This is a genomic window from Arenibacter palladensis (genome assembly GCF_900129275.1).
In the GTDB taxonomy this organism is placed as follows: domain Bacteria; phylum Bacteroidota; class Bacteroidia; order Flavobacteriales; family Flavobacteriaceae; genus Arenibacter; species Arenibacter palladensis.
In genome coordinates this window covers 961,440-986,129 of sequence record NZ_FQUX01000001.1, presented here as the reverse complement: position 1 = coordinate 986,129, position 24,690 = coordinate 961,440, and the positions used below count along the sequence as shown (strand labels likewise).

18 protein-coding genes are annotated in these 24,690 nt (G+C 39.3%); 2 read left to right on the top strand and 16 right to left on the bottom strand.

Features of this window, described 5'->3' with window-relative positions; genetic code table 11:
- Positions 1 to 167 precede the first annotated feature (167 nt).
- From pgi to uvrC, 7 genes are all read right to left on the bottom strand, one after another.
- Positions 168 to 1,805, bottom strand: a complete 1,638-nt coding sequence (pgi, locus tag BUA60_RS03895; protein ID WP_072860392.1) for a glucose-6-phosphate isomerase — start codon at positions 1,803 to 1,805, stop codon at positions 168 to 170.
- A 1-nt stretch (position 1,806) separates the two neighbouring features.
- A complete protein-coding gene (locus tag BUA60_RS03890) occupies positions 1,807 to 3,075 on the bottom strand; it encodes a peptidoglycan DD-metalloendopeptidase family protein (protein ID WP_072860391.1) in 1,269 nt (422 codons plus the stop codon).
- 7 nt (positions 3,076 to 3,082) lie between these two features.
- Positions 3,083 to 4,042 (bottom strand): tryptophan 2,3-dioxygenase family protein, encoded by a 960-nt coding sequence (locus BUA60_RS03885; RefSeq protein ID WP_072860390.1) that lies wholly within the window; start codon positions 4,040 to 4,042, stop codon positions 3,083 to 3,085.
- 1 nt (position 4,043) lies between these two features.
- Positions 4,044 to 4,871, bottom strand: coding sequence for a DUF3108 domain-containing protein (locus BUA60_RS03880; RefSeq protein ID WP_072860389.1), 828 nt, complete (start codon positions 4,869 to 4,871; stop codon positions 4,044 to 4,046).
- A 427-nt stretch (positions 4,872 to 5,298) separates the two neighbouring features.
- Positions 5,299 to 6,441, bottom strand: coding sequence for a 4-hydroxyphenylpyruvate dioxygenase (hppD, locus tag BUA60_RS03875; protein WP_072860388.1), 1,143 nt, complete (start codon positions 6,439 to 6,441; stop codon positions 5,299 to 5,301).
- 249 nt (positions 6,442 to 6,690) lie between these two features.
- Positions 6,691 to 8,946, bottom strand: coding sequence for a patatin-like phospholipase family protein (locus tag BUA60_RS03870; protein ID WP_072860387.1), 2,256 nt, complete (start codon positions 8,944 to 8,946; stop codon positions 6,691 to 6,693).
- A 17-nt stretch (positions 8,947 to 8,963) separates the two neighbouring features.
- On the bottom strand, positions 8,964 to 10,751 hold the full coding sequence (uvrC, locus tag BUA60_RS03865; RefSeq protein WP_072860386.1) for an excinuclease ABC subunit UvrC: 1,788 nt from the start codon (positions 10,749 to 10,751) through the stop codon (positions 8,964 to 8,966).
- 580 nt (positions 10,752 to 11,331) lie between these two features.
- On the opposite strand from uvrC, the gene BUA60_RS03860 reads away from it, so the two are divergent.
- Positions 11,332 to 11,892, top strand: coding sequence for a 5-formyltetrahydrofolate cyclo-ligase (locus BUA60_RS03860; RefSeq protein WP_072860385.1), 561 nt, complete (start codon positions 11,332 to 11,334; stop codon positions 11,890 to 11,892).
- Here BUA60_RS03860 and BUA60_RS03855 read toward each other — a convergent pair.
- The 5 genes from BUA60_RS03855 to BUA60_RS03835 form a co-directional block, all read right to left on the bottom strand.
- On the bottom strand, positions 11,864 to 12,514 hold the full coding sequence (locus BUA60_RS03855; RefSeq protein WP_072860384.1) for a lipoprotein signal peptidase: 651 nt from the start codon (positions 12,512 to 12,514) through the stop codon (positions 11,864 to 11,866). The two genes, BUA60_RS03860 and BUA60_RS03855, sit on opposite strands and share 29 nt — an antisense overlap.
- 34 nt (positions 12,515 to 12,548) lie before the next feature.
- On the bottom strand, positions 12,549 to 13,169 hold the full coding sequence (locus BUA60_RS03850) for a DUF4097 family beta strand repeat-containing protein (RefSeq protein ID WP_072860383.1): 621 nt from the start codon (positions 13,167 to 13,169) through the stop codon (positions 12,549 to 12,551).
- A gap of 33 nt (positions 13,170 to 13,202) precedes the next feature.
- Positions 13,203 to 13,586: a TraR/DksA family transcriptional regulator gene (locus BUA60_RS03845; protein WP_031445713.1), complete on the bottom strand. Its 384-nt coding sequence runs from the start codon at positions 13,584 to 13,586 to the stop codon at positions 13,203 to 13,205.
- Between the two features lie 4 nt (positions 13,587 to 13,590).
- Positions 13,591 to 16,992 (bottom strand): isoleucine--tRNA ligase, encoded by a 3,402-nt coding sequence (gene ileS, locus BUA60_RS03840; protein ID WP_072860382.1) that lies wholly within the window; start codon positions 16,990 to 16,992, stop codon positions 13,591 to 13,593.
- A 126-nt stretch (positions 16,993 to 17,118) separates the two neighbouring features.
- Complete coding sequence (locus BUA60_RS03835) at positions 17,119 to 18,066, bottom strand: DUF4382 domain-containing protein (RefSeq protein ID WP_072860381.1); 948 nt, start codon at positions 18,064 to 18,066, stop codon at positions 17,119 to 17,121.
- Positions 18,067 to 18,294: 228 nt separating this feature from the next.
- Between BUA60_RS03835 and BUA60_RS22965 the strand changes: the two genes are divergently transcribed.
- Positions 18,295 to 18,714 (top strand): hypothetical protein, encoded by a 420-nt coding sequence (locus tag BUA60_RS22965; RefSeq protein WP_072860380.1) that lies wholly within the window; start codon positions 18,295 to 18,297, stop codon positions 18,712 to 18,714.
- Between the two features lie 54 nt (positions 18,715 to 18,768).
- On the opposite strand, the gene BUA60_RS03825 is transcribed toward BUA60_RS22965, so the two are convergent.
- From BUA60_RS03825 to BUA60_RS03810, 4 genes are all read right to left on the bottom strand, one after another.
- Entirely contained in the window at positions 18,769 to 21,177 is a 2,409-nt protein-coding gene (locus BUA60_RS03825) for a TonB-dependent receptor plug domain-containing protein (protein ID WP_072860850.1), read from the bottom strand.
- Position 21,178: 1 nt separating this feature from the next.
- Entirely contained in the window at positions 21,179 to 21,898 is a 720-nt protein-coding gene (gene recO / locus BUA60_RS03820) for a DNA repair protein RecO (protein ID WP_072860379.1), read from the bottom strand.
- Positions 21,899 to 22,032: 134 nt separating this feature from the next.
- Positions 22,033 to 23,376, bottom strand: a complete 1,344-nt coding sequence (gene gdhA / locus BUA60_RS03815; protein ID WP_072860378.1) for an NADP-specific glutamate dehydrogenase — start codon at positions 23,374 to 23,376, stop codon at positions 22,033 to 22,035.
- A 104-nt stretch (positions 23,377 to 23,480) separates the two neighbouring features.
- Positions 23,481 to 24,635, bottom strand: coding sequence for a cystathionine gamma-synthase (locus BUA60_RS03810; RefSeq protein WP_072860849.1), 1,155 nt, complete (start codon positions 24,633 to 24,635; stop codon positions 23,481 to 23,483).
- Between the last annotated feature and the right edge of the window lie 55 nt (positions 24,636 to 24,690).

Sequence of the window (24,690 nt, the reverse complement as noted above, 5' to 3'; positions counted from 1 at the left end):
CTAAGAGTTAATTAGTTTTAATAATGGCTGCAAAAGTGAGTATTTTTTTACAACAATACATTACTATAATGTTAAATTAGTAGGTGCAAATTTAACATTAAATAGCATAATAACTCCTGAAATACAGTAAGTTAATACTGTTTATTAGGAATTGGCAAAATTGCCAATTATTTCTTAAATAAATGTAAAAGATTTAACGTAGAAGCATCATGATTCGCAATAGTGGACCCTTCAATATCGTTCAATATAGCAGTGGCCAATTGCTTGCCCAATTCCACCCCCCACTGATCGTAGCTAAATATATTCCAAACTATTCCCTGAACAAATATTTTGTGTTCGTACATGGCAATAAGGGATCCCAAACTTTTGGGGGTCAACTTATCTATTAATAAGGTATTGGTGGGTTTGTTTCCTTCAAAAACCTTGAATGGCAGAATTTCCCCTATCCCTTTTTCCGAAATCTTTTTATCTTCCAATTCCTTCCTAACCTCATCAGCTGTCTTTCCGTTCATTAATGCCTCTGTTTGGGCAAAGAAGTTGGCCATTAATTTATTGTGGTGGTCCTTGTCCCCGTGCAGGGATTCTTTGAACCCGATAAAGTCGGTAGGAATTAATTTAGTCCCTTGATGGATCAGTTGAAAAAAGGCGTGCTGGGAATTAGTTCCGGGCTCTCCCCATATAATGGTTCCTGTTTCATAAGTTACCCTATTTCCATTTCTGTCAACACTTTTCCCGTTACTTTCCATGATTCCTTGCTGTAAATAAGCTGAAAATCTACTTAAATACTGGGTATAGGGAATAATGGCCTCTGTCTCGGCCCCGTAAAAATTATTGTACCAAACACTTATAAGTGCAAGGATTACGGGAATGTTATCTCCAAATTCGGTGGTTGCAAAATGTTGGTCCATTTCATTGGCGCCAGTTAACATGGAATCAAAATTTTCATATCCAACCGCCAAGCCAATAGATAAACCAACCGCACTCCACAATGAAAACCTACCGCCAACCCAGTCCCACATAGGGAATACGTTATCTGCATCAATCCCGAATTCCGAAATTTTCTCCGCATTGGTCGAGACCGCGGCAAAATGTTTGGCCACATCTGCCTGTGTAGCGTGTTTTAGAAACCATTTTTTTATAGTAGTGGCATTGCTTAAGGTTTCCTGGGTGGTAAAGGTTTTGGAAACCACCACAAACAAGGTCGTTTCCGGGTTTAAGCCCTTAAGGGTTTCGTACACATGATCGCCATCCACATTGCTTACAAAATGCATTTTTAAATGGTTGCCGTAAAACTTTAAGGCTTCCACTACCATGGCAGGACCAAGATCCGATCCGCCAATACCTATATTGACCACATCGGTAAAGGCCTTTCCGGTAAATCCGGTTTTAGATCCTGAAATTACGGAATCCGTAAAAGACTTTATCTTTTGTTTTACCTTGTAAACTTCTGGGACAATGTTTTCGCCGTCCACTTTGATGACATCCGATTCTTTTGCCCTTAAGGCCGTGTGAAGAACCGCCCTTCCTTCTGTTTTATTTATAATGCCGCCTTCAAACTGTTTCTGGATAGCATCCTTTAAACCAATCTCATTTGCCAATTGCAAAAGAAGTTGAAGGGTTTCTTGGGTTATCCTATTCTTTGAAAAGTCTACAAAAAATTCGTTCCAGCGAATGCTGTGTTTCTTAGCCCTATCGGAATCCTGTGCAAACAAGTCCTTTAAGGAATGATTAGTATTCTCTTCAAAATGTTGTGAAAGTTTTTTCCAAGCTTCTGTTTTAGTCGGGTCGGTATTCTGTAAAGCCATGTTATTCGTTGAGTGTTAGCAAATCTTCTTCCGGTAATTCTATGTATTCAATACAATCCAATTGACTTTTCTTAGGCCCTACAAAATCCAAATAAGCAGTTTTTAGGCTATCCGCAATAGGTTCGGCAGCCGGCAATTTTTCCTTTAGCGGATCTACCTGTTGCCCATTTTTCCAAAATCGATAACATACGTGTGGACCTCCGGTATTACCTGTCATTCCAATCTCACCTATTACATCTCCCTGCTTTACAAAATCCCCTTTCTTCACATGCTGTTTCCTCATATGCAGATACTGGGTGCTATAGGTGCCATTGTGCTGAATTTTGACATATTTACCATTGCCACCTCTCCTTGTGGATTCCGTAACGGTACCATTGGCAGTAGCTAGGATAGGGGTTCCAATAGGAGCTGCATAATCCGTTCCCTTATGCGGCCTTACCTTATATCCATAATAGGCAATTCTTCTGTTTAAATTATATCTGGAGGAAATTCTGCTAAACTGTACAGGCGACTGTAAAAATGTACGTCTAAGGTTTTTGGCCTGATCATCATAATAGTCATTTATGTTTTTGGTAGAATCGGACACAAAATTAAAGGCGTAGAATGGTTCTCCATTGTGCTCAAAATAAGCGGCTTCTATACCGCTGGCTCCAGCATAAATAGTATCATTGATATATTTCTCCTTGTAAATAACCTTGAACCTGTCCCCTTTCTGAAGTCTAAAGAAATCTATGGTCCAAGCGTAAATTTCAGATAAACTGTTGGTAACGTTGTAATCAATACCCTGTTTCAATATTGCTTCGGACAATGAAGATTCAATAATTCCAGAGGCTTCGCGCTCCACATATTTTACCTTTTGCTTTTTCTTATAGGCCAGGACGCTGTCCCTAAAATCGACCACCGTATAGTTAATGGGATCATTTTGATAGATAAATACCTGGGCATTGTTGGCCGTGTCCTTGGACTTCAAAATAAGATAAGGTTTGCCAACAACAATTTTCCTAACATCGAAAGTATCACGGAAATGTTCCGATACTCTTGCAATCTTTGGGTATTCCACGCTATTTCTTAACATTAGCTCACCAAAGCTATCCCCGTTTTTGACAGTGTCGCGCAAGACCTCAAAATCGTCCAGATTAAACCCGAATTCTTTTACTATCACAGGTTTCTCTATGGTTACCACCTCAGCTATTTCGTCTGTAACCGGTTTATCCTCCTTACAGGAAACAATAAATAATAAACTAAAAACTAGGCCCCAATATTTTTGCATTGTTATTCTATACTTTTTCTGGGTTAAAGATATGGTCTACCCATTGTTTTCCCCAATTATTTAACTCTTGTTTTGTATACAATTCTGGAAAAAATACAACTTTCTGGAAACTTGGTGGCAAATATTCCTTCCAATTTGTTCCGCCAGTGGCATCAATTTGCGCATTGTCTTTGGTCAAATAACGATATGCCGACCCCATGTGCATTAGTGGCCAATTTATGTTGGCATTAACGTCTAAAGCTTTTAACGCTTCAACCAAGGTTTTATTATCCTTACTTTTTTGCGGTAACTGCTGGTATTTATGATATATAGTACTGTTCTTCACCTCATTGGCTATACGTATCAGCCTGGGTGTGTAACGATATTCGAATTGCTTTAAGGTCAAAGTTTTCTCACCTGTAACCACATCGGTAGCCCCTTTTTTCCAATAAATATGCTCGTACAATTCCTCAATAGAATTTTTTGAGGAAAAATTATCCCTTTCTGAGAAATGCACAAGATTCTCCATAGGGGTAGCATAAAGCTCTATCATTCTGTATTGGGCGGATTGGAATCCACTGGCCGGAAGCAGCGCCATTCTGTACTGCATAAATTGTTCCCGCTGCATACCTTTTATCATAACACTGAAGGAAGATATCAACACCTTGTAGTAACTATTGATCCGATCTGCCTTCTCGATAAAAAAGTCAACATCCTGGGTCTTATCGTCTACAATTTGCTTTTGTTCGTGCAGGATAAGCTTAAAGTACAATTCGGTTATCTGATGGTACATTATAAAGATCTCCTCGTCCGGAAAATGTGTTCTGGGCACTTGGATACTTAGCAAAGTATCCAGATGGATATAATCCCAATAAGTAAGATATCGCTGATATAATAGACCGTCCAAATAAGAGCTTAAGTCTTGTCCAGAATCCTTGTATTTTTCTTCTAGTTTGGAAATCTGGGAATCAATATGCTCTTTATTCATTTTAATCCATTATTATTTTAAATTGATGTTTGAGTCCGTTGTATCCGTCCAAATCTGCCTTTATAGACCCAACACTCAATTCTGCCTGTATCCTAATAGGGATCCTATTATTGTCATTGGACACCCAAAGGGACAAACTTTCCTGTTCCTTGAAAACCCGTCCGGATTGTACATAGGGCCTAAATTTTAAACATTCGACCTTCCCGTACTTTGTTCTTAAAACCTCCTTGCCCAAGTATTTAAGTTTAAACTTAAAAACCCCGTCATCATCGTACAAAAGATCCAATTCTATGGACTCCCCCTCTACCAACTCTTCTACTTTATAGTTGTTACGGAGAAAATAAAAGGCCGAAACCAAATCCTGAATACCCTCTTGAATGGTAAAATTAAACTTTTTATCCTTTTTTTTATCGTTTAATACCGCAATATCCTTCTCGTGGTCAAAATTCACCTCAATATCCTTGGTATATCCGCCTTCATCAATTTTTCTAATAAATTTATAGGGCTTACCATCCTTTTTGTCAAAAAAGCTCTCATAAGTGTCATCCACCTTAAAAAATATACTGGCAAAACCGGTAGTCTTACCGTTCCCTACCACATGATAGACCGGAACACCGTCCAACTCATGCGATTTTACCTGTAAGGTGGCATAACTGGCATTTAGGAATCCATAATGAATCCTAAACTTCAACCATTCCCCAATTTTAAAAGCCGATGTATTTTCTGTATTTTCAGGCAAATGAAAGTCGCCATCATTTTCCAGTTGTTGAACTTGGGAATTGATAGTAAATCCAAAAATTAAAACCAGTACAATGCAAATCTTTTTCATCTGTTTAAATTCATCTAATTACAGCAGGCATAAATGTACTTTCTACCTATCCAATGCATAGGCGATCTTGAATGTGATGGCCAAGGCCATAAATTGCAATAGCCTATGTAACACCTTATTACTTCTGTAAAATTAATAAAAACGATTTTACTTTTCTTTTATTTGATATTAGTTAAACAAAATTTGTTCCAAAATTTTGCCCACAAAAAAAGCCCAGTCGTAAAACTGGGCTTTTCCTAAATAACCAACCAAACTTTAAATTATGAAAAACCAATACTTAAAGTTGTAAGGGAACCACCCCTTACGAGGACAAATTTAATACAAGATTCGCTTTAAAAATAGGATTTAACTTACTTTAACGATTCTATTAACACAATTTAATAATAAGGCACCCAAAATTGGCAAAAAGTTAAGAAAAGGACCCTTATTATAAGGTTCCTCGTGACTCTTGTTCCCGCTCTATAGCCTCGAACAACGCCTTAAAATTTCCCTTCCCAAAAGATTTTGCGCCCTTCCTCTGGATTATTTCAATGAACATGGTAGGCCTGTCCAAAATAGGTTTTGTAAAAATTTGGAGCAAATACCCCTCATCATCCCTGTCTATTAGTATTCCCAGCTCACTTAGAGGAACCAAATCCTCGTCTATAGTACCTACCCTATCCAATACATCCTCATAATAACTGGAAGGGACGTTAAGAAACTCCACCCCCCTATTTTTTAGAGCGCTAACCGTTTCAATAATATTGTCGGTCGCCAATGCCATATGCTGCACCCCTGCACCGTTATAAAATTCTATGTACTCCTCAATTTGTGATTTCTTTTTCCCATCTGCGGGCTCATTGATCGGGAATTTAATTCTGCCGTTCCCATTACTCATTACCTTGCTCATTAGCGCCGTGTATTCCGTTGATATATCCTTATCATCAAAGGAGACCAATTGGGCAAACCCCATTACTTTAGCGTAGAACTGGCACCATTTGTTCATTTCGTTCCATCCTACATTGCCTACAATGTGGTCTATATACTTCAATCCAACATCCGTTGGTTTATAAAAAGGATTCCATGGCCTAAACCCTGGCATAAATGCCCCCTTATAATTCTTGCGTTCCACAAAAACATGCACCGTTTCTCCATAGGTATGGATACCGGAGGTGACCACTTCCCCGTCCTTATCCCTTTTTGCCCTGGGCTCAAAGTAGCTTTCGGCCCCCCGCTTCATTGTTTCCACATAACTCTCCCTAGCATCGTCTACCCACAATGCAATTACCTTTACCCCATCGCCATGGGCATCTATATGCCTATTGATATCCCCACCCGACTTTAATGGTGAAGTCAATACCAGTCTAATCTTGTCCTGTTGTACCACATAGGAAACTCTATCTTTTAACCCTGTTTCCAGTCCCGCATATGCCACGGGTTGAAATCCCCATGCAGCCATGTAGTAATATGCGGCTTGTTTAGCATTGCCCACATACAGTTCTACATAATCGGTGCCAAGCAGAGGTAAAAAATCCTGAGCATCCAGATTTTCCTTTGTTAATTTTAAAGAGGTTTTATCGGTAGTTGCCATAGTAATAGATTTTTGAATTGATTTAATACATAATTAGCCAAGTCCTTAGCCAGTAGCAGAAGGTAGCCCAATAAGCAGAAAATAAAACTTGGACTACTTCCAAATCGCCTTAAATCACCACATGGCCCTAAGATGGGCCGTAATATCAATCCTAAATTGTAGCATGATCAAAATCCTGTTTAACAAATATCGGAATAATTGTTGGCTTAAAGTGTTAAGAGCTTACCTTTTGATTTCAAAAGACACCCCCTAAAACCAATACCCAATACTAAAAAAGAAGTGGTTTTCCTTAATTTGGGGGGAATAGGAATAAATCACTTGAATAGGGCCTATAAAGGATTCGAAGCCATAGCCCAGTGCATAGCCCGAAAATTCGGGAGCTTTGAACCAATCTGCGGTTCTAAAAAGGTCATCGCCTACATTGGCTACGTTTGCTGCCATTAATATGTGGTTCTTGGGCACAAATTCAAAATCCAGTCTGCCATATGCCTTTACATAGCTGTTCCCTACCAAACTTAAAAAATCGTAACCATAAAAAGGGACTACATTATTCACTAAATGGTTGCCATATCCCCCCAATATAAAATCGAGGGAGGTAATTGGGGATATACCCCATTTAAAACCACCTTCAGTTTCCAGGTTAAGATATATGTTTCTGGCCAAGGAAAATGCTCCTCCCATCCTTGCCTTGCCTATTGAAAACTCCTTGAAATTATCATTAAAATCCGATGATAGGACATAAAAATGAAAGTCCCCGTCAAAGAACAGCCCTTTGGTAGGAAAGTAAACATCATCATAGGTGTCAAAGGTAAGCTGCCCATAGGTGCTATAATAATTACTTTTTTCAAAATAGGTTCTCTTATTGGCTGTTGTAGAAGTGCTAGTGGTATCTACCTGCCCCAATGTTTTGGTGCTATATTTAAGTAATTTATGTTCCAATCCAATGGTAAAGGCAAACTCTTCTTCTATTACCGTTTGTAAATACACTTGATTGGTCAGATCCGAGGCACTTAGGTTTATTTTTCGAATATTGGAACTATTATCGACATCAAAATTGGATTTTATCAGATCGAAATCTATCTCCTTGTTAAAATCGTCGAACCTGGAATTTATCCCAAAACTCCAATAAAAGCCTTTGTCCACATAATATTCCAAATTGTACCTGAGATTATCCCCAATGATAAAATCTACCGAGGCTACATCATCATCCATTAAAACATTTTTCCTCGTAAGATTTACTATTCCCGCACTTTTATAAAGATCATCAAAATGAACCCCTAGACGAATGAACATCTTATCAGGGTTTTCCTTAACGTTCAAAAGCAGCTCCACCCCTTCCCCATTATTGAGCAATTCGTATTTAATGGACCTAAAGTTTCCTGTGGCAGACAAATTGTTGATCCCCTGCTGCAGTTTTTTAAAGGTTATTTTATCATCTACGTTAAATCTTAATTTACCCTTGATGTAGGCCCTGGAATAATTATAATTCCCTTGTATGGTCAATTCATTGACCAAAAGCGTATCATTTATCCCTGCAGCAATTATTTTTTGCCTCTTCATATTGGGGTCTTTGGCAATTTTATACAATTCCGCCAAATGCAGTTTAGCTGCTTCCTCGCCCCTATCAATGATTACTTTACCCATGTCAAAATCTATCACGGAGTAATCCTTGATATCCGGGGTGATATATATGTCCGTTTGGGCCGATTTCTTTTGCATATCCCTTACCGTTCTGTAATTATTGATCTGCAGCAGTATTTCCGTAGCACTCAACAAGGATTCCCTATCGGACAGCCCATGCTGTACATCCACACCTATGACCACATCGGCACCCATCTTCTTTAATTCGCCTATGGGATAATTATTTACCACACCCCCGTCAATCAACACTCTTCCATTGATTTCTACGGGTCTAAAAAGAGAGGGAAACGTACCACTAGCTAGAATTGCCTCTGGCAAATAGCCTTTGTCCAACAATACCTGATCTCCAGTTTCCACATCCGTGGCAACACATAAGAAAGGGATTGGAAGTTTACTAAAATCCTCAACATCCTTAACATGGAACAGCAACCTAACGAACTCGTTGTATATACTTTGACCTCCAGAAATGGCTTGGGGAATTGAAATTTTAAACTTGTTGAACGGGAGCGTTAGGGCGTATCTTTCCGAATCTTCCTTCTCATAAAATGTTTTGGCGCTTCTAGGTACATTGTCCTGAATCAACGACTCGAAATCGGTACTTTTAAATATGGAATCCAATTCCTTTGCAGAATAACCCGAAGCGTAGAGCGCCCCAACAATGGCCCCCATACTGGTTCCTGTTATATAGTCTATTTTAACCCCGGCCTCTTCAATAACTTTAAGGGCACCAATATGCGCCAACCCTTTAGCACCGCCCCCACTCAACACCAGCCCAACTTTTATATCCTTATTTTCCAAAGGTTCCTGAGAAAGGATAAACAGCGGAAAAATTAACACACAATATATAAGAAGCGACTTTAGCATACAGTTAATATGGTGGTTTAATGAAAGGTTTCATATATTTTCTTGGCTTTGGACATTCCAATGGTTTGGGCCAAATTCTCCAAACTGGCCTCTTTTATTCTTTTTACGGATTTATAGTTTTTCAACAACTCTTCCACGGTTTTATTCCCTATCCCTTCAATACTTTCCAGTTCCGAATTAATGGCAGCCTTACTTCTCTTGTTTCTATGAAAGGTAATGCCAAATCTATGGGCTTCATTTCGCAATTGTTGAATTATCTTCAACGATTCGGACTTTTTATCCAAATATAAAGGAATAGGATCTTCCGGAAAGTATATTTCCTCCAATCTTTTGGCGATACCTATTATGGCTATCTTCCTTCTTAACCCAAGGGCATCCAAACTTTTAAGGGCAGACGACAGCTGACCCTTACCTCCATCAATAACAATAAGTTGTGGTAATGACTGGTCTTCTTCCAAAAGTCGCTTATAACGTCTAAAAACAACTTCCTCCATAGAGGCAAAGTCATCCGGACCTTCTACAGTCTTAATATTATAATGGCGGTACTCCTTTTTTGAAGGTTTTCCGTCTTTAAAAACAACACAGGCCGCCACGGGATTGCTTCCCTGAATGTTGGAATTATCAAAACACTCTATATGCCTCGGTTCCATGGATAGTCGCAAATCCATTTTCATTTGCCCCATTATCCTGTTGGTATGCCTGTCCGGGTCAATGATCTTTATTTGCTTAAACCTATCCTGCCTAAAGAATTTAGCGTTGCGTTCCGATAGTTCCAAGATCTTTTTTTTATCTCCCAGTTTAGGCACTACTACCTTTAGGTGTGATTCCAAGGTAACCTCAAACGGCACGTAAATCTCCTTTGAATGGGAATTGAAGCGTTGCCTAATTTCGATAATTGCCAATTGGAGTAAATCCTCATCCGTTTCATCCAATTTCTTCTTGATTTCCAAAGTATGGGAACGTATAATGGAGCCATGGGACAATTGCAGAAAATTCACATACGCAAAAGCCTCATCGGAAATTATAGTAAACACATCCACATTATTGATTTTAGGATTTACAATGGTGGTCTTTACCTGATAGTTTTCCAGAACCTCTATCTTATCCTTTATAAGCTGTGCCTCTTCAAACTTCATCTCCTGGGCCAGCAATTTCATGCGACTTTTAAAATAGTGGAGTGATGACTTAAAATTACCTTTTATAATTTCCCTGATCTCCTGTATTTGCCGGTTATATTCCTCCTCCGTTTGATACCCTTCACAAGGTCCCTTACAATTTCCCAAATGGTACTCCAGGCAGACCTTATATTTCCCGGCAGCGACTTTATCATGCGCAAGGTCATAGTTACAGGTCCGCAGAGGGTAAACACTTTTTATCAGATCCAACAAGGTATGAATGGTTTTCATGCTTGTGTACGGTCCAAAATACTCGGATCCATCCTTGATAAATTTCCTGGTGGGAAAGATTCTTGGAAACTTTTCATTTTTTATGCAAATCCATGGAAAAGTTTTATCATCCTTAAGCAAAACATTGTACCTAGGACGGTATTTTTTAATTAGATTATTCTCCAGCAAAAGCGCATCGGATTCCGTTGGCACCACTATGTGCTTAATACTTCTAATTTTCTTTACCAGAACACGGGTCTTTCCTTGCTCGTGCGTTTTATTAAAATAGGAGCTAACCCTTTTTTTTAAATTTTTAGCCTTGCCAACATATAAAATCTTGTCCTCCACATCATAAAACTGATATACCCCGGGATTGGTAGGAAGCGAACTTAACTGTACTTCTATAGGTATATGGGACATGTATTCAGATAAATTTTTTCTTTAAAAAGGAAAATTACAGTGTTTTTCCCAAAGGACACAAAGATTATAGTTTTTTAACTCCGCTACCGCGATCTCTCGGTAAAATTATGGAAACCTCCCATTTTTATAATTATATTCCTCAAGTAAAAAGTAGGACTTCCCTTAGTCTAAATCCAACATTCCATCCAATAAAATTCGATAAGTCCAAAAAAATTATCGATTAACTACACAGTTACCAAAATTTAACGTTATCGTACACTATTTTATAAAATATTGATTTACAACGATTTATCAAACTTTAACAATAAAATTCACTTAACAAATAATTTAAAAACCAAATTATTTGTTAAAAATGATGTATTTCATCGATAAAACGATACCCTTTATGGAGCTTTTTATGTTTTTTTATTTATATTTAGAAAATCAAAAAATATTTAACGCATGGACAACTATATAATAACCTTGGGCACATATTTAATTCTTATGCTTTTTTTCAAAATTTATTACGCAGTGGCCTCTAAGGAATAGTTTTCCTAATTAAACCCTGCCCCCCTAAAAGCCCCGAGTTTAACCAACCCCTATGTTGAAAAAAGATTTGCGTTTAATCTACTCCGAACGCCGAGAAAATCTTACTTCACAATTCATTTCAGATTCAAGCTTATTGATAGCCAACCGGCTGCTTCAATTACCCATTTGGAATTATTCCTATTATCATCTATTCCTTTCCATAACCGAGAAAAAGGAAGTCGACACCAGTTATATCATGTCCATTTTACAGGGTAAGGATAAAAATATCCTACTTCCGAAAATGGTGGATGACCAAAATCTTATCAATTATTTACTTACCGATAGTACGCCCATAAAGAAAAATCGCTGGAACATCCCTGAACCGGTAGATGGCATTGAGGTACCCCCAGAAAAAATAGATGTTGTTTTTATACCGTTGATGGCTTTTGACCAAAAGGGTCATAGAGTTGGTTACGGCAAAGGATTCTATGATGTTCTACTGAACAAGTGCAGGCCCGATGTTGTTAAGGTAGGGCTCTCCTTTTTTAGGGCAGAAGAAAAAATTGAGGATTTGGAACCCCACGATATTCCTTTAAATTTTTGCGTTACTCCTGATCGGATTTATTCGTTTTAACTTCCTCCTTATCTTCCCCAAAGGCCTTTTTATTAAATACAATTAATATACCCACACCGGTACTAATTGCCGTATCCGCTATATTAAAAACGGGCTCGAAAAAACGAAAATTATTTCCCCCTACCACTGGCACCCAATCTGGCCAAACGGAGTCTATCATAGGAAAGTAGAGCATATCTACCACCTTGCCATGAAATATACTTCCGTAGGGTTCCGAAGAAAATGCCGTGGCTACTTGTGAATAGCTATCGTTAAAGATCATGCCGTAAAAAACAGAATCCAATATGTTCCCGAGTGCTCCCGCGAAAATAAGGGATACCGCCAGTATTAAGGTTTTGGAAGAATTCTTTTTTATAGTATCAAACAACCAATAACCTATCCCAACAATGGCAAACAATCGAAATATAGTAAGTATCAGTTTTCCTACTTCATCAGATATAGGCAATAAATCGCTTAGTTTGGTTCCCCAAGCAGCCCCTTCGTTTTCTATGAACAAAATCTTGAACCAACTAAAGACATCTACAGACTCTCCTAAAACAAAGTTTGTCTTAATATATACTTTGCTTATCTGGTCTATAGCAAGAATTGCTATTATGATTACTAGGGATTTCTTTAAACTCATTATTTAAAAAATAGATTCGGCAAAAATAAACATATTATTCGGTTTTCCTTATGCTGATATTTCCTGTTACCGAATTCAGCGTAAAATGATCATCCCCGGAGGCAATCATTTCCCGTTTAATTTTCCCATATTTTGAGGTAGCCCTAATTTGGCCCTTGGTAGTAATAAGGTCAATATTTCCACTTAGGGTATTGACCTCCACATTTTCGCCCCTGCCATTTAAGGTACATTTGCCATCGGACAAACTAATTTTTAGGTTGCCATAATGCCCTATAACGCCCACACTGGTGCTAGTACCGTATACGTTAACATCCATATTTTTGGGGATTGATATCTTCAAGGAAATGGAAATAACCTTATGGGCACTTAATTTATCGTTCGGAAAAACAAAATTGGGCTGAAAACCGGTACTGACCAAGATAGTGGCCCCCTCTTGTTTTACATTTACCAATAAATCCTGTAAATACTCCCCGTCTATTGAAGCCTCAACCGTTATGTTTGGATTATCAACCGTTTCCAAAGCTAGGGAAAAACAATTCTTGCCATCGATCTGAACAAAAGAGACATTGGGCTTTTCAATGGTCTTGACGACTTTTTTTTGGGCCTGTAAAATACAACAGCCCAATAAGAAGAAAACAACGACAACTAGTCTCATATCATAAAAAAACGCCTTAAAAGGCGTTTTTATTTAGGATTGCATATTTTTCGCTTCAATACTCAGCGTTGCATGTGGCACCAGCTTAAGTCGCTCTTTGCTGATCAGCTTTCCAGTAACTCGGCAAATGCCATAGGTTTTGTTCTCTATACGCAACAAGGCGTTCTTTAAGTCCCTAATAAATTTCTCCTGACGAATGGCCAATTGCGTATTTGCTTCCTTGCTCATTGTTTCAGAGCCTTCTTCAAAAGCCTTGAATGTTGGGGACGTATCATCCGTTCCGTTATTGCCATCATTCATATAAGAACTCTTTAAAAGTTCCAAGTGACTTTTTGCTTTTTCAATTTTTTCCTCGATTAGGACTTTAAACTCGTTTAAATCCTTATCCGCGTACCTTACTTTTAATTCTTCGGCCATAATCTTAATGTTTTACTATAAACAATCTGGTATTAACTTCGTCAAAAGCCACTTCAATTCCATTGTCCATGCTTTCTTCAAAATTAAGTTCTGCTGCCAAGGTTTCGGTTTTAATATATGCCATATTACTTTCTACCGCGTCCTGGACAAATCCATTTTTCAATAATTTAATATCTATTTTATCTGTCACTTCAAAACCAGATTCCTTTCTAAGGTTTTGAATTCTATTGACTAGTTCCCTAGCAATACCTTCCTTTCTAAGGTCCTCATTGATAGAAACATCCAAGGCCACCGTTATTGGACCTGAACTTGCTACCAACCAACCTTCTATATCTTGGGAGGAAATTTCTACATCCTGTAACTGTAAAGTAATACTTTTATTATCAAAATGCAGCAAAATTTCGCCTTCCTGTTCAATTTTCTGGATATCATTTTGATTTAATAGTGCCACAGCACTGGCAATCAACTTCATATCCTTCCCAAATTTTGGGCCTAAAGTTTTAAAGTTAGGCTTAATTTGCTTAACCAAAATTCCCGAAGCGTCATCCAGCAATTCTATCTCCTTCACGTTCACTTCCGACTTTATTAAACCGGCCACAGCTTCAATTTCCAACCTTTGCTTATTGTCCAACACCGGAATCATTATCTTTTGCAATGGTTGCCGTACTTTAATCTTCTCCTTCTGTCGAATGGACAACACCAAGGAGGAAATGGTCTGAGCCTTTGCCATTTTACTTTCCAATTCCTTATTTACCAATGAGGCATCATATTTAGGAAAATCGGCCAAATGTACACTTTCAAACGGCTCTTTCTGTGTCGTAATTGTTAAATCTTTGTATAGTCTATCCATATAAAATGGAGCTACTGGTGCAGAAAGTTTTGCAACGGTGGTCAAACAAGTATATAATGTTTGGTAAGCTGATATTTTATCCTTTTGATAATCCCCCTTCCAAAAACGTCTTCTACTTAAACGCACGTACCAATTGCTAAGATTTTCCTGTACGTAATCCGATATGGCCCTAGTTGCCTTGGTAGGTTCGTATTCTTCATACGCCTCGTCCACAGTCTTGATCAGGGAATGCAATTCAGATAAAATCCATTGGTCTATTTCCGGCCTTTCATTTAGGGGAATATCCGCTTCCGAATAATCAAAACCATCTATGTTGGTATACAGTGCAAAGAAAGAGTAGGTGTTGTACAAGGTACCAAAAAACTTACGCTTTACCTCTGCTATCCCCTCTACATCGAACTTTAAATTATCCCAAGGATTTGCATTGGAGATCATGTACCAACGTGTGGCATCTGCCCCAAATTCATCCATGGTCTCAAAAGGATCTACTGCATTGCCCAAGCGCTTGGACATTTTCTTACCTTCCTTATCCAAAACCAAGCCATTGGAAACAACATTTTTATAAGCCACGGAATCGAATACCATAGTGGCTATAGCATGCAGGGTGTAAAACCAACCACGGGTCTGATCGACCCCTTCGGCTATAAAATCGGCCGGAAAAGTCTTTCCCTCATCTATTAAATCCTTATTCTCAAAAGGGTAGTGCCATTGGGCATACGGCATGGAACCACTATCGAACCAAACATCTATAAGGTCGCTTTCGCGTTTCATTGGTTTTCCAGAGGGCGACACCAAGGTTATTTGGTCCACAATATTTTTATGCAGGTCTATTTTGTCATAATTGTCCTCGCCCATATCGCCTACAACAAAATCCTCAAAAATATCCTTTTCAAGAATTTCTGCTTTTAAGGCTTTTTGCATTTCTTCCTTAAGTTCGGCCACAGAACCTATCATCAATTCTTCCTTGCCATCTTCCGTACGCCATATAGGTAGCGGAATTCCCCAATAACGGGAACGGGACAGGTTCCAATCATTGGCATTGGCCAGCCAATTGCCAAATCTTCCCTCTCCGGTAGCCTTTGGCTTCCAATTGATGTTCTGGTTTAGATCGAACATCCTATCCTTGATATCAGTGACCTTTATAAACCATGAATCCAAGGGATAGTAAAGTATAGGTTTATCCGTACGCCAACAGTTTGGATAACTGTGAACGTATTTTTCCACCTTAAAGGCCCTGTTCTCTTCCTTTAATTTAATGGCTATTTCAACATCTACAGACCTCTCCGGGGCCTCACCTTCTTCATAATATTCATTTTTTACATACTTACCGGCGTACTCTCCCATTTCGGGCCTAAATCTACCCTGTAGATCTACCAAAGGAACTGGATTATTATTTTCATCCAAAACCAACATAGGTGGCACCTCCGGTTCAGCAAGTTTGGCCACCAAGGCATCATCTGCCCCAAAAGTTGGTGCCGTATGAACAATCCCCGTACCGTCTTCCGTGGTAACAAAATCTCCAGCGATAACCCTAAAGGCATTTTCTGGATTTTGATAAGGCTGTGCATAGTCCAACAATTGCTCATATCTTGTCCCAACCAAGTCCAGTCCTTTTGCTCCAGCTACGACTTGGTAAGGGATTTTCTTATCCTTGGGTGAAAAGTTTTCAAAATCGGCATCGCTTTCCGCCACAAAAAATTTACCGCTAAATTGTTTTCCTACCAAAGATTTGGCCAAGACAACATGCATGGGCTCAAAGGTATATTGATTGAAGGTCTTCACCACAACATAATCAATCTTAGGACCTACGGTCAATGCCGTATTGGATGGCAGGGTCCAAGGTGTGGTGGTCCATGCCAACAATAAAACATCACCACTTACTTCCTGAAAATTCTGAGGCAAGGTAGTTTTATCCGCTTTAAACTGTGCTACTACGGTAGTGTCCGTAACATCTTGATAGGTCCCTGGTTGATTTAACTCGTGGGAACTTAAACCTGTTCCTGCCTTTGGGGAATAGGGTTGTATGGTATATCCTTTATAAATAAGTCCTTTGTCGTAAATCTGCTTGAGCAACCACCAAACAGATTCCATATATTTGGATTTGTAGGTAATATATGGATCCTCCATATCTACCCAATATCCTACTCTTTCGGTCATGGAGTTCCATACATCTGTATAGCGCATAACCGCCTTCTTACAGGCTGCGTTGTACTCCTCAACAGATATTTTGGTGCCAATGTCTTCCTTGGTAATTCCCAATTCCTTCTCCACACCCAATTCTATAGGGAGTCCGTGGGTATCCCATCCGGCCTTGCGTTTAACCTGAAACCCCTTCATGGTCTTATAACGTGGAAAAATATCCTTAATGGTCCTGGCCATTACATGGTGAATACCAGGCAATCCATTTGCAGAAGGTGGTCCTTCATAAAAAACAAAACTATCCTTGCCTTCCCTGCTTGTAACACTTTTCTCAAAAACATTGTTCTCCTTCCAATAGTGCAATACTTCCTCAGCGACTTTCGGTAAATCTAATCCCTTGTATTCTGCAAACTTCATAATAACAGCTTCTAATGCTACATTTTAAGTTTGCAAAACTAATGATTTTTGGCGTAAAATGATTCTGTTAAAAGCAAAAAGCCCCTTTGAAAAGGAGCTTTTTAAATATTTTAGTTGTTGTTAAAATTATTTTGTCCCGGTTACGGTAACATTTGCGCTTATTTGGAGGGCCGAGCTTACCTCTATAGCCCCTAAATTAAGCCCTGTGGTAGACTCCACATCCAACAAAGCATTGAAGTAGAACTCGCTGTTATCATCTTCTTTATAGGAAGCAAAAATCAATTCGTATTCCCCTTCCTCCAAAAAATCCAGACTATAGGATCCACTTAGGCCTTTTACTTCTGCACTGGTTACGGCATTGGCAAAGGTAACTTCGCTCTCCCCTTTTTCCTGAGTTTCAACATCGGCATTAAAGGTTCCTTTTTCATAGGCATAGACAATAATCTTGTCCGATGTGTTATTGGCATCGTTGGCACTCCCAGATATTTTTCCGGTCAATTCTGCGTTTACCGTTCTTATCCCAGCAGTAAGCTCTGCCATGGTAACAAAATTGAAATCGCTGGACAATCCGTCTTTCTCCTCCCTAATAGTTTTTCTAAGATCAAAATCTATTACGATTACATTAGTGGCGTTGGCCAACACCTCAAAGGTATCGTTTATGGTAATTTTGTTAGAAGAAGCAACCAAGGCATCTTTTTCTCCATTTGCCTTTTCTACGTAGCAACCTGGAGCATCACCATTTACATCCTTATCAAAATCCAATTCAAAAACAATACTGGAATATGATTTTGCCTGTAGATCCAAATTCCCTAAAGCTTCAGTTTTACCATTTACCAAAGCGGCCAGGTTTACTGTTGTTGCATTAAATCCCTCTAAAGACTTTCCGTCTACGGAAACATTGGTAATGGTAACAAAAACTGCCTCTACATCGGCATTATCTATGGGTGCATCGGTAACTTCAAAGGATGTATTATACGATTCCCCCTCCATGGCAGCATCGTCGTTTTTGCTACATGACATCATTCCTACTAAAGCTATTAAAGCCAATCCTGAAATCTTTAAATAATTCTTCATAATAATTTAGTTTTAAACATTTGCCTATATAACAATCAAGTCCAGCCTTCCCCTACCATTAAAATTTCCCCGAAAATTTGATACTTGTCTAGAAACCTGATTTACAGAAACCTAAACGATTAATTTTCCTACAATTTTTTTGATCATCGGACATTAAATATGGTCTAAATCCTCAATTTTTACGTATATATCGGTATCAGATTCACATTAATTTCTAAAACTAACAACATGAAAAAAGTAATTTTAAGTTCAATTTTGATGCTAGCTCTCAGCGTTTCGTTTGTATCGTGTAGAGAAACAAAGGATAAGGCCAAAGATGCCATGGAAGAAACAAATGAAGCCTTAAAAGAAGTTGGGGAGGATATGAAGAAAGTTGGGGAAGAGGTTAAAGGCGCCGCCTCAGAAGCCATGGAAGATGCGAAAGAAATGGGAGACGATATGAAAGAGGCCGGTAATGAGGCCATTGACAAGGCCGGTGACGCTGCCAAAGAGGTAGGAGAGGATATTAAAGGTGCGGCAACCGATGCCGTAGATAAAACAAAAGCTGTTGCCAAGGAGGTAGGAAACGAGGTAAAAGATGCCGCTACCAAGGCTGCGGAGAAGACCAAGGCCGCAGCCGAGGAAGCAAAAGAGAAAATACAGGAATAGTTCTCCCTGTTTTCATAAAAACTTAAGTCCGGTATTTAAATACCGGACTTTTTTTTAAAACGAATAGCCCAATCCCAAAATTAAATTGATTCCCGGCGCCACGATTCCGGAAGAATAGGAACGATATCTTTGATCGGTAATATTTTCCAAATTGGCGGTGAACTTAAAGGCATTGGAGAGTTGATATTGCGATCTAAAGTTTAAAGTATACCAAGATGGTGAATAAGGATTGCCGTCTGTATCTACGGCGTAAATATAGTCCTTTGTTCTTTCGGACATTGACATATCCCCATAACTGATTTCCCCATTATAATTGACAAAAAGATCTGTTTTTAGTTTTTGATTCTTCCAAACGATATGAAAATCGCCAAAAGTTGGGGCTACATGTCTGCCCGGGGTATCCGTACCGTACTGTTCTTCCTCTATCCCCTCGGTAAGGGTAAGGTTGGCGTTTACCGATAGACTTTCTGTGAGAAAGGCGTCCAATCCAAATTCAAAACCGTAAACATAAGCCTTTGCCGCATTCTGTATTGCCTGGACATTATGTAATTCGCCATTGTAATTTATTTCCGTGTTACCATTAAATTGAAAATCCCTTCGGACAAGGGCGTCTACTAAATAAGTATAAAAGGAGGCTCCCTTTAACATTAATTTATCCTTGAAATTCTTCTGGACCCCCACCTCCAAATTATAGGCATACTCCGGCTCCAAGTCAGGATTGGGAACTACAACAGACCCGGGCTCAGAATCGAATATTTTACCAACATCATCTATGTTCGGGGCCCTAAAGCCCGTAGATCCATTAAAGGTCAACTGCAAATCCGATTTTGGAAACCAACTAAATCCCAAACTTCCGGTTAAAGCTCCTGTACTAAGATCGGCATCATTAAAGGGAAAAGAATAAAAAGTTTGGTCAAAAACCGCATCTATCCAAACATGGCTATATCTAAGCCCGGATAGCAATGTAAAGTTAGGCTTGGCCCTTAGTTCACCGCTGATATAACCTGCAAGGGTTTGCCAGGTAGAATTATCCGGATATCTGGATGCACTAGAGGAGCTAGTCATAGTCTCTATATTAAACTCATTTCCGGTAGAACCAATTTTATTAAAAATATATTCTCCCCCATAGTAAAGCCTAAGGTTTCCAATACGTTTGTTTTCAAAATCCACGTTCGCAGAAATAGCATCCACATTCTCCTTGGTCCCATACCTTATGGCCTCCCCAAAATCCCTATCATACCTACTCTCCACAAAATTTTGATAGGCGGTGGTTATTTTTAGTCCGTCATAAAACTTTCCCTTTCCATTTTTATAAAATTGCAGGTTCCCCATAAACCATTTCTGTGGGCCGTAAAACCATTCTGCCGAACGTAGGCCAAGTCCATCCCGTGACGGTCTAATAAGCCTATCATATCTGGAATAATCGGAAGTTTCGGAATAATATGCGCCTAGATTGATATTCCAATTGTTATTGGGCCTAAAAAGCACTTTTTGCATAACATTAATTTGATCGAACCCAGAGGGCACTTGCTTTTTGGTATTCCCATTTTCCCTTAATTCATCCTGCCCATTTTCGGTAACTACATAATTGTTCCTTAAATAGGAGGAAGGTCCATGGGACCCCATTTTAAGATCCCCAAAGTTGTTATAGGTAAGGCTGCTCAGGAACGCCCATTCCTTTTTGCCCAAATTGAAATCTACATGAAAAGTATTTTCGTTATTGGCTGAAGAGTACCTATAATTGGATTTCCCAAAGACCTGTAAACTATCCGTCTTTGAAAATTGAGGATTGTAGGTATAAAAATTCATGACCCCACCAATGGCATCGGAACCATAAATTACCGACCCAGGACCAAAAATAACCTCGGTGCTTTTAATGGTAAAGGGATCAATTGAAATCACATTTTGAATATTACCCCCCCTAAAAATTGCATTGTTCATACGAACTCCGTCTACGGAAAGCAACAATCTATTGGTTGCAAAACCCCTTATCATTGGACTGCCGCCTCCAAGTTGACTTTTCTGAACAAAGACTTTTCCACTATTTTGAAGGAGATCTGCCGAGGTTTGGGAGGCCGTAAATTCTATAGTTTTGGCATTCATCAGGGATATTTTCTGAGGAATGTCCTTTTTCTGCTGCTCCCATTTAGAGATAGACATCACCACCTCATCCAACTGCTCAGCTGTCAATGCCAGGTAGAGCTTACCCTTTCTAAGTACTTGTGACTTGGTACTCCTATAGTTTTGGTAACCAATATGCGTGAAGGTAATCCGTTCTCCCAGATCAAATTTAGATAGGTCGCATTTGCCATCAAAATCGGAAAGGGCCGTTCTGGACTTATCCCAGTTATAAACAATTACATTGGGTATCGGCTGATGGTCTTCCTCGTCCAAAATAACAATTTCCTGCCCCAAAGCACCTGTAAATATTAGGAGGACAACTATGAAAACTAAATTTTGCATATTAGCTAAAAACTTCATTTAACACGGCCAATGACTTCGGTTTTCTAAATCCCTGCAAATGTAATTCAAAATAAAGGACAAGACTTTTCAAGAGCTCCTGACGGTTCTTTTTGTTAAGTTTAATAGTATGTATTGCATCAAAATTTATGCCCAAAAGTTCTTTAAAGTGTTTTAAATTCTCCCCTTCCAAGATTGGATTTAATGAGGGCGATTTTACAAACTCTCCCTCCAATAGGTCAAAGTACAAATAGTCCATATTATTGGTGTCCGGATAAAATCCAAAATATTTGGTCAAAGACAACACAAAATAGAGATGAAAATTTGCAAATTCATCATGGGCATCCAACCACTGCAAGGCCGCTTCAATAAAGTTGAACAGACTTTCATTGGACTCTTCCTCATGAATGCTATTGCTCAACATTTCTGCCAAAAAAAATGTTAGGGCATTCTTGGCAATATCCGTGTGCAGCGACTGATAATGATAATTTACCTTGGCCTCGGTAATGCTTTCCAAGGTTCCTTTGTTCTTATGGGAGGCAATCAGATCCAATTGAAGCAAAGGTTGAAAGTAGGCGGTTTTTAATTTCCCTTTTTTAGAAGCCAGGACCCCTCTCAACAGATAGGATTTTATCCCATCCGAAAAGGTAAATATCCGGACTATTAAACTGGTATCCCCGTATTTAATGGACGTTAAAACAATTCCTTTGGTAGCAACCTGCATTACAAATATATCTTTGAGCAAAGATAATACAAAGAGACCCTTAAGGTCATAAAACCTTAAGGGTCTTGGAAATCACGTGGATTTCAATTTCAAATACCGGCCAATGCCGTGATGGGCTGTCGACTTATTAAACCTTAAATTACTCCCTGCGCCAACATAGCGTCGGCGACTTTTACGAACCCGGCAATATTTGCTCCCTTTACATAGTTGCAATAGCCATCGTCGTCCATTCCGTATTCTATACAGGAATCATGAATATCCTTCATTATTTTTTGAAGACGTTCGTCTACTTCTTCCCGGGTCCAACTAATACGCAAGGAGTTCTGTGACATTTCCAAACCTGAGGTGGCCACCCCACCTGCATTGGATGCCTTTCCCGGGGCAAATAGTATTCTAGCTTCATGAAAAGCATGTATTGCTTCAGGGGTCGATGGCATATTAGCGCCTTCGGCCACACAGATACATCCATTTTTCAACAAGATCTTGGCATCCTTCCCGTCCAACTCGTTTTGGGTTGCACACGGCAAGGCTATAGCGCAGGGCACCTCCCAAGGCGTCTTTCCTTTATGGAATTCTGCGGATTTATATTTATCCAGATAATCCGAAATTCTTCCGCGTTTTTTGTTTTTAATCTCCATAACAAAGGCCAGTTTTTCCTCATCAATACCGTCCTTGTCATAAATATAACCTCCAGAATCCGAAAGGGTAACCACCTTACCTCCCAGTTGAATCACTTTTTCAGCAGCATACTGCGCCACATTTCCCGATCCGGAAATTACCACAGTCTTGCCCTTTACATCATCCTTTTTGGATTGCAACATACTTTGGGCAAAATAAACGGTTCCGTATCCTGTAGCTTCTGGCCGTATTTTAGAACCGCCCCAAGAAAGACCCTTCCCGGTCAATACCCCGGTAAACTCATTTCTGATCTTTTTATACATTCCGAACAGAAAGCCTATTTCCCTTGCACCAACACCAATATCACCTGCAGGCACGTCCGTATTGGGGCCAATGTGCCTACAAAGCTCCGTCATAAACGCATGGCAAAAACGCATTACCTCATCATCAGATTTTCCTTTTGGATCAAAATCCGATCCTCCTTTTCCTCCTCCCATAGGCAGGGTTGTAAGGCTATTTTTAAAAACCTGTTCAAAGGCCAGGAACTTCAGGACGCTTGCATTTACAGTAGGATGAAACCTAAGCCCGCCTTTATAAGGACCAATGGCAGAATTCATTTGGATCCTATAACCTCTATTTACATGTATTTCACCGTCATCATCCACCCAGGAAACCCTAAAGGAAATTAACCTTTCGGGCTCCACCATTCTTAATAATATATTCTTTCCATTGTAAATTTCATGATTACTAATGTAGGGAATAACCGTTTCGGCAACTTCTTGCACAGCTTGAATGAATTCCGGCTCATGGCTATTACGCCCTTTTACCTCATCCATAAAAGCATTTATCTTGTCTTCCATAAAATCTGATTTATTGCTAATTGTTGATAAATATTGAGTTTAAGGGCAAAATTATATTATTTCTATAATGTAAACCCTATTATTTTCAAAATTTGATAAAATATTTATTCTATAGCTTGGCGTAAGTCCTCAATTAAATCTTCCTTATCCTCTATGCCCACACTTAGTCTAATCAAGGCATCTACAACACCACTTTTTTCCCTTTCCTCTTTCGGAATACTGGCATGGGTCATGCTGGCCGGATGACCTGCCAAACTCTCCACCCCGCCCAAGGATTCTGCTAGGGTAAATAGCTGTAGTTTTTCAACAATTTTAATGGCATCTTGGTAATTGCCCCCTTTTGGAACAAAGGAAATCATTCCCCCAAAATCCTTCATTTGGCCTTTTGCCACTTTATGATTGGGGTGATCCGGAAAACCTGGCCAAAATACTTTTTCAATTTTTGGATGATTTGCCAAATATTCCGCCACCGCTCTCCCGTTTTCGCAGTGTCTCTGCATCCTTACGTGCAAGGTTTTTATTCCCCTAAGCACCAAAAAGCTATCCATTGGTCCGCATACCGCACCACTTGCATTTTGAATAAAATACAATTGGTCTGCCAGTTCCTTATCCTTGACCACCAATGCACCAAGGACAACATCACTATGACCCCCAAGGTATTTTGTGGCCGAGTGCATTACAATGTCGGCCCCCAAATCCAGAGGGAGCTGCAAATAAGGCGTGGCAAAAGTGTTGTCCACTGCAAGCAGGATTTTATGTTTTTTTGCCAATTGGGAAACCAACTTAATATCAACAATATTCATCATTGGATTGGTGGGGGTCTCCACCCAAATAAGCTTGGTTCTTGCACTAATGTGTTTGGCTATTTCTGCGGTATCCTGCATCCCAACAAAGTGGAAAACAATTCCGTATTTCTCAAATATCCTTTTAAAAATACGATAACTCCCTCCGTATAAGTCACTGGTGGATATAACCTCATCCCCAGGGCCCAATAATTTAATAACCGCGTCAATGGCCGCCAAACCACTGCCAAAAGCCAAACCATAATTTCCGTTTTCAATACTGGCCAAGGAATTCTCCAATGCCGTCCTTGTTGGATTGGCACTTCTGGAGTATTCATATCCCTTATGGCCACCCGGAGTACTTTGGGCATAGGTAGATGTCTGATAGATTGGGGGCATAACCGCACCATATGCTTCATCTGGTGACTGCCCTCCGTGAATTGTCCTACTATTGAATTTTAATTCTTTTGTACCCATATCTAAATTTCTGTATACAAATGTACCTTTATCTTTTTGGGAATACAATGATATT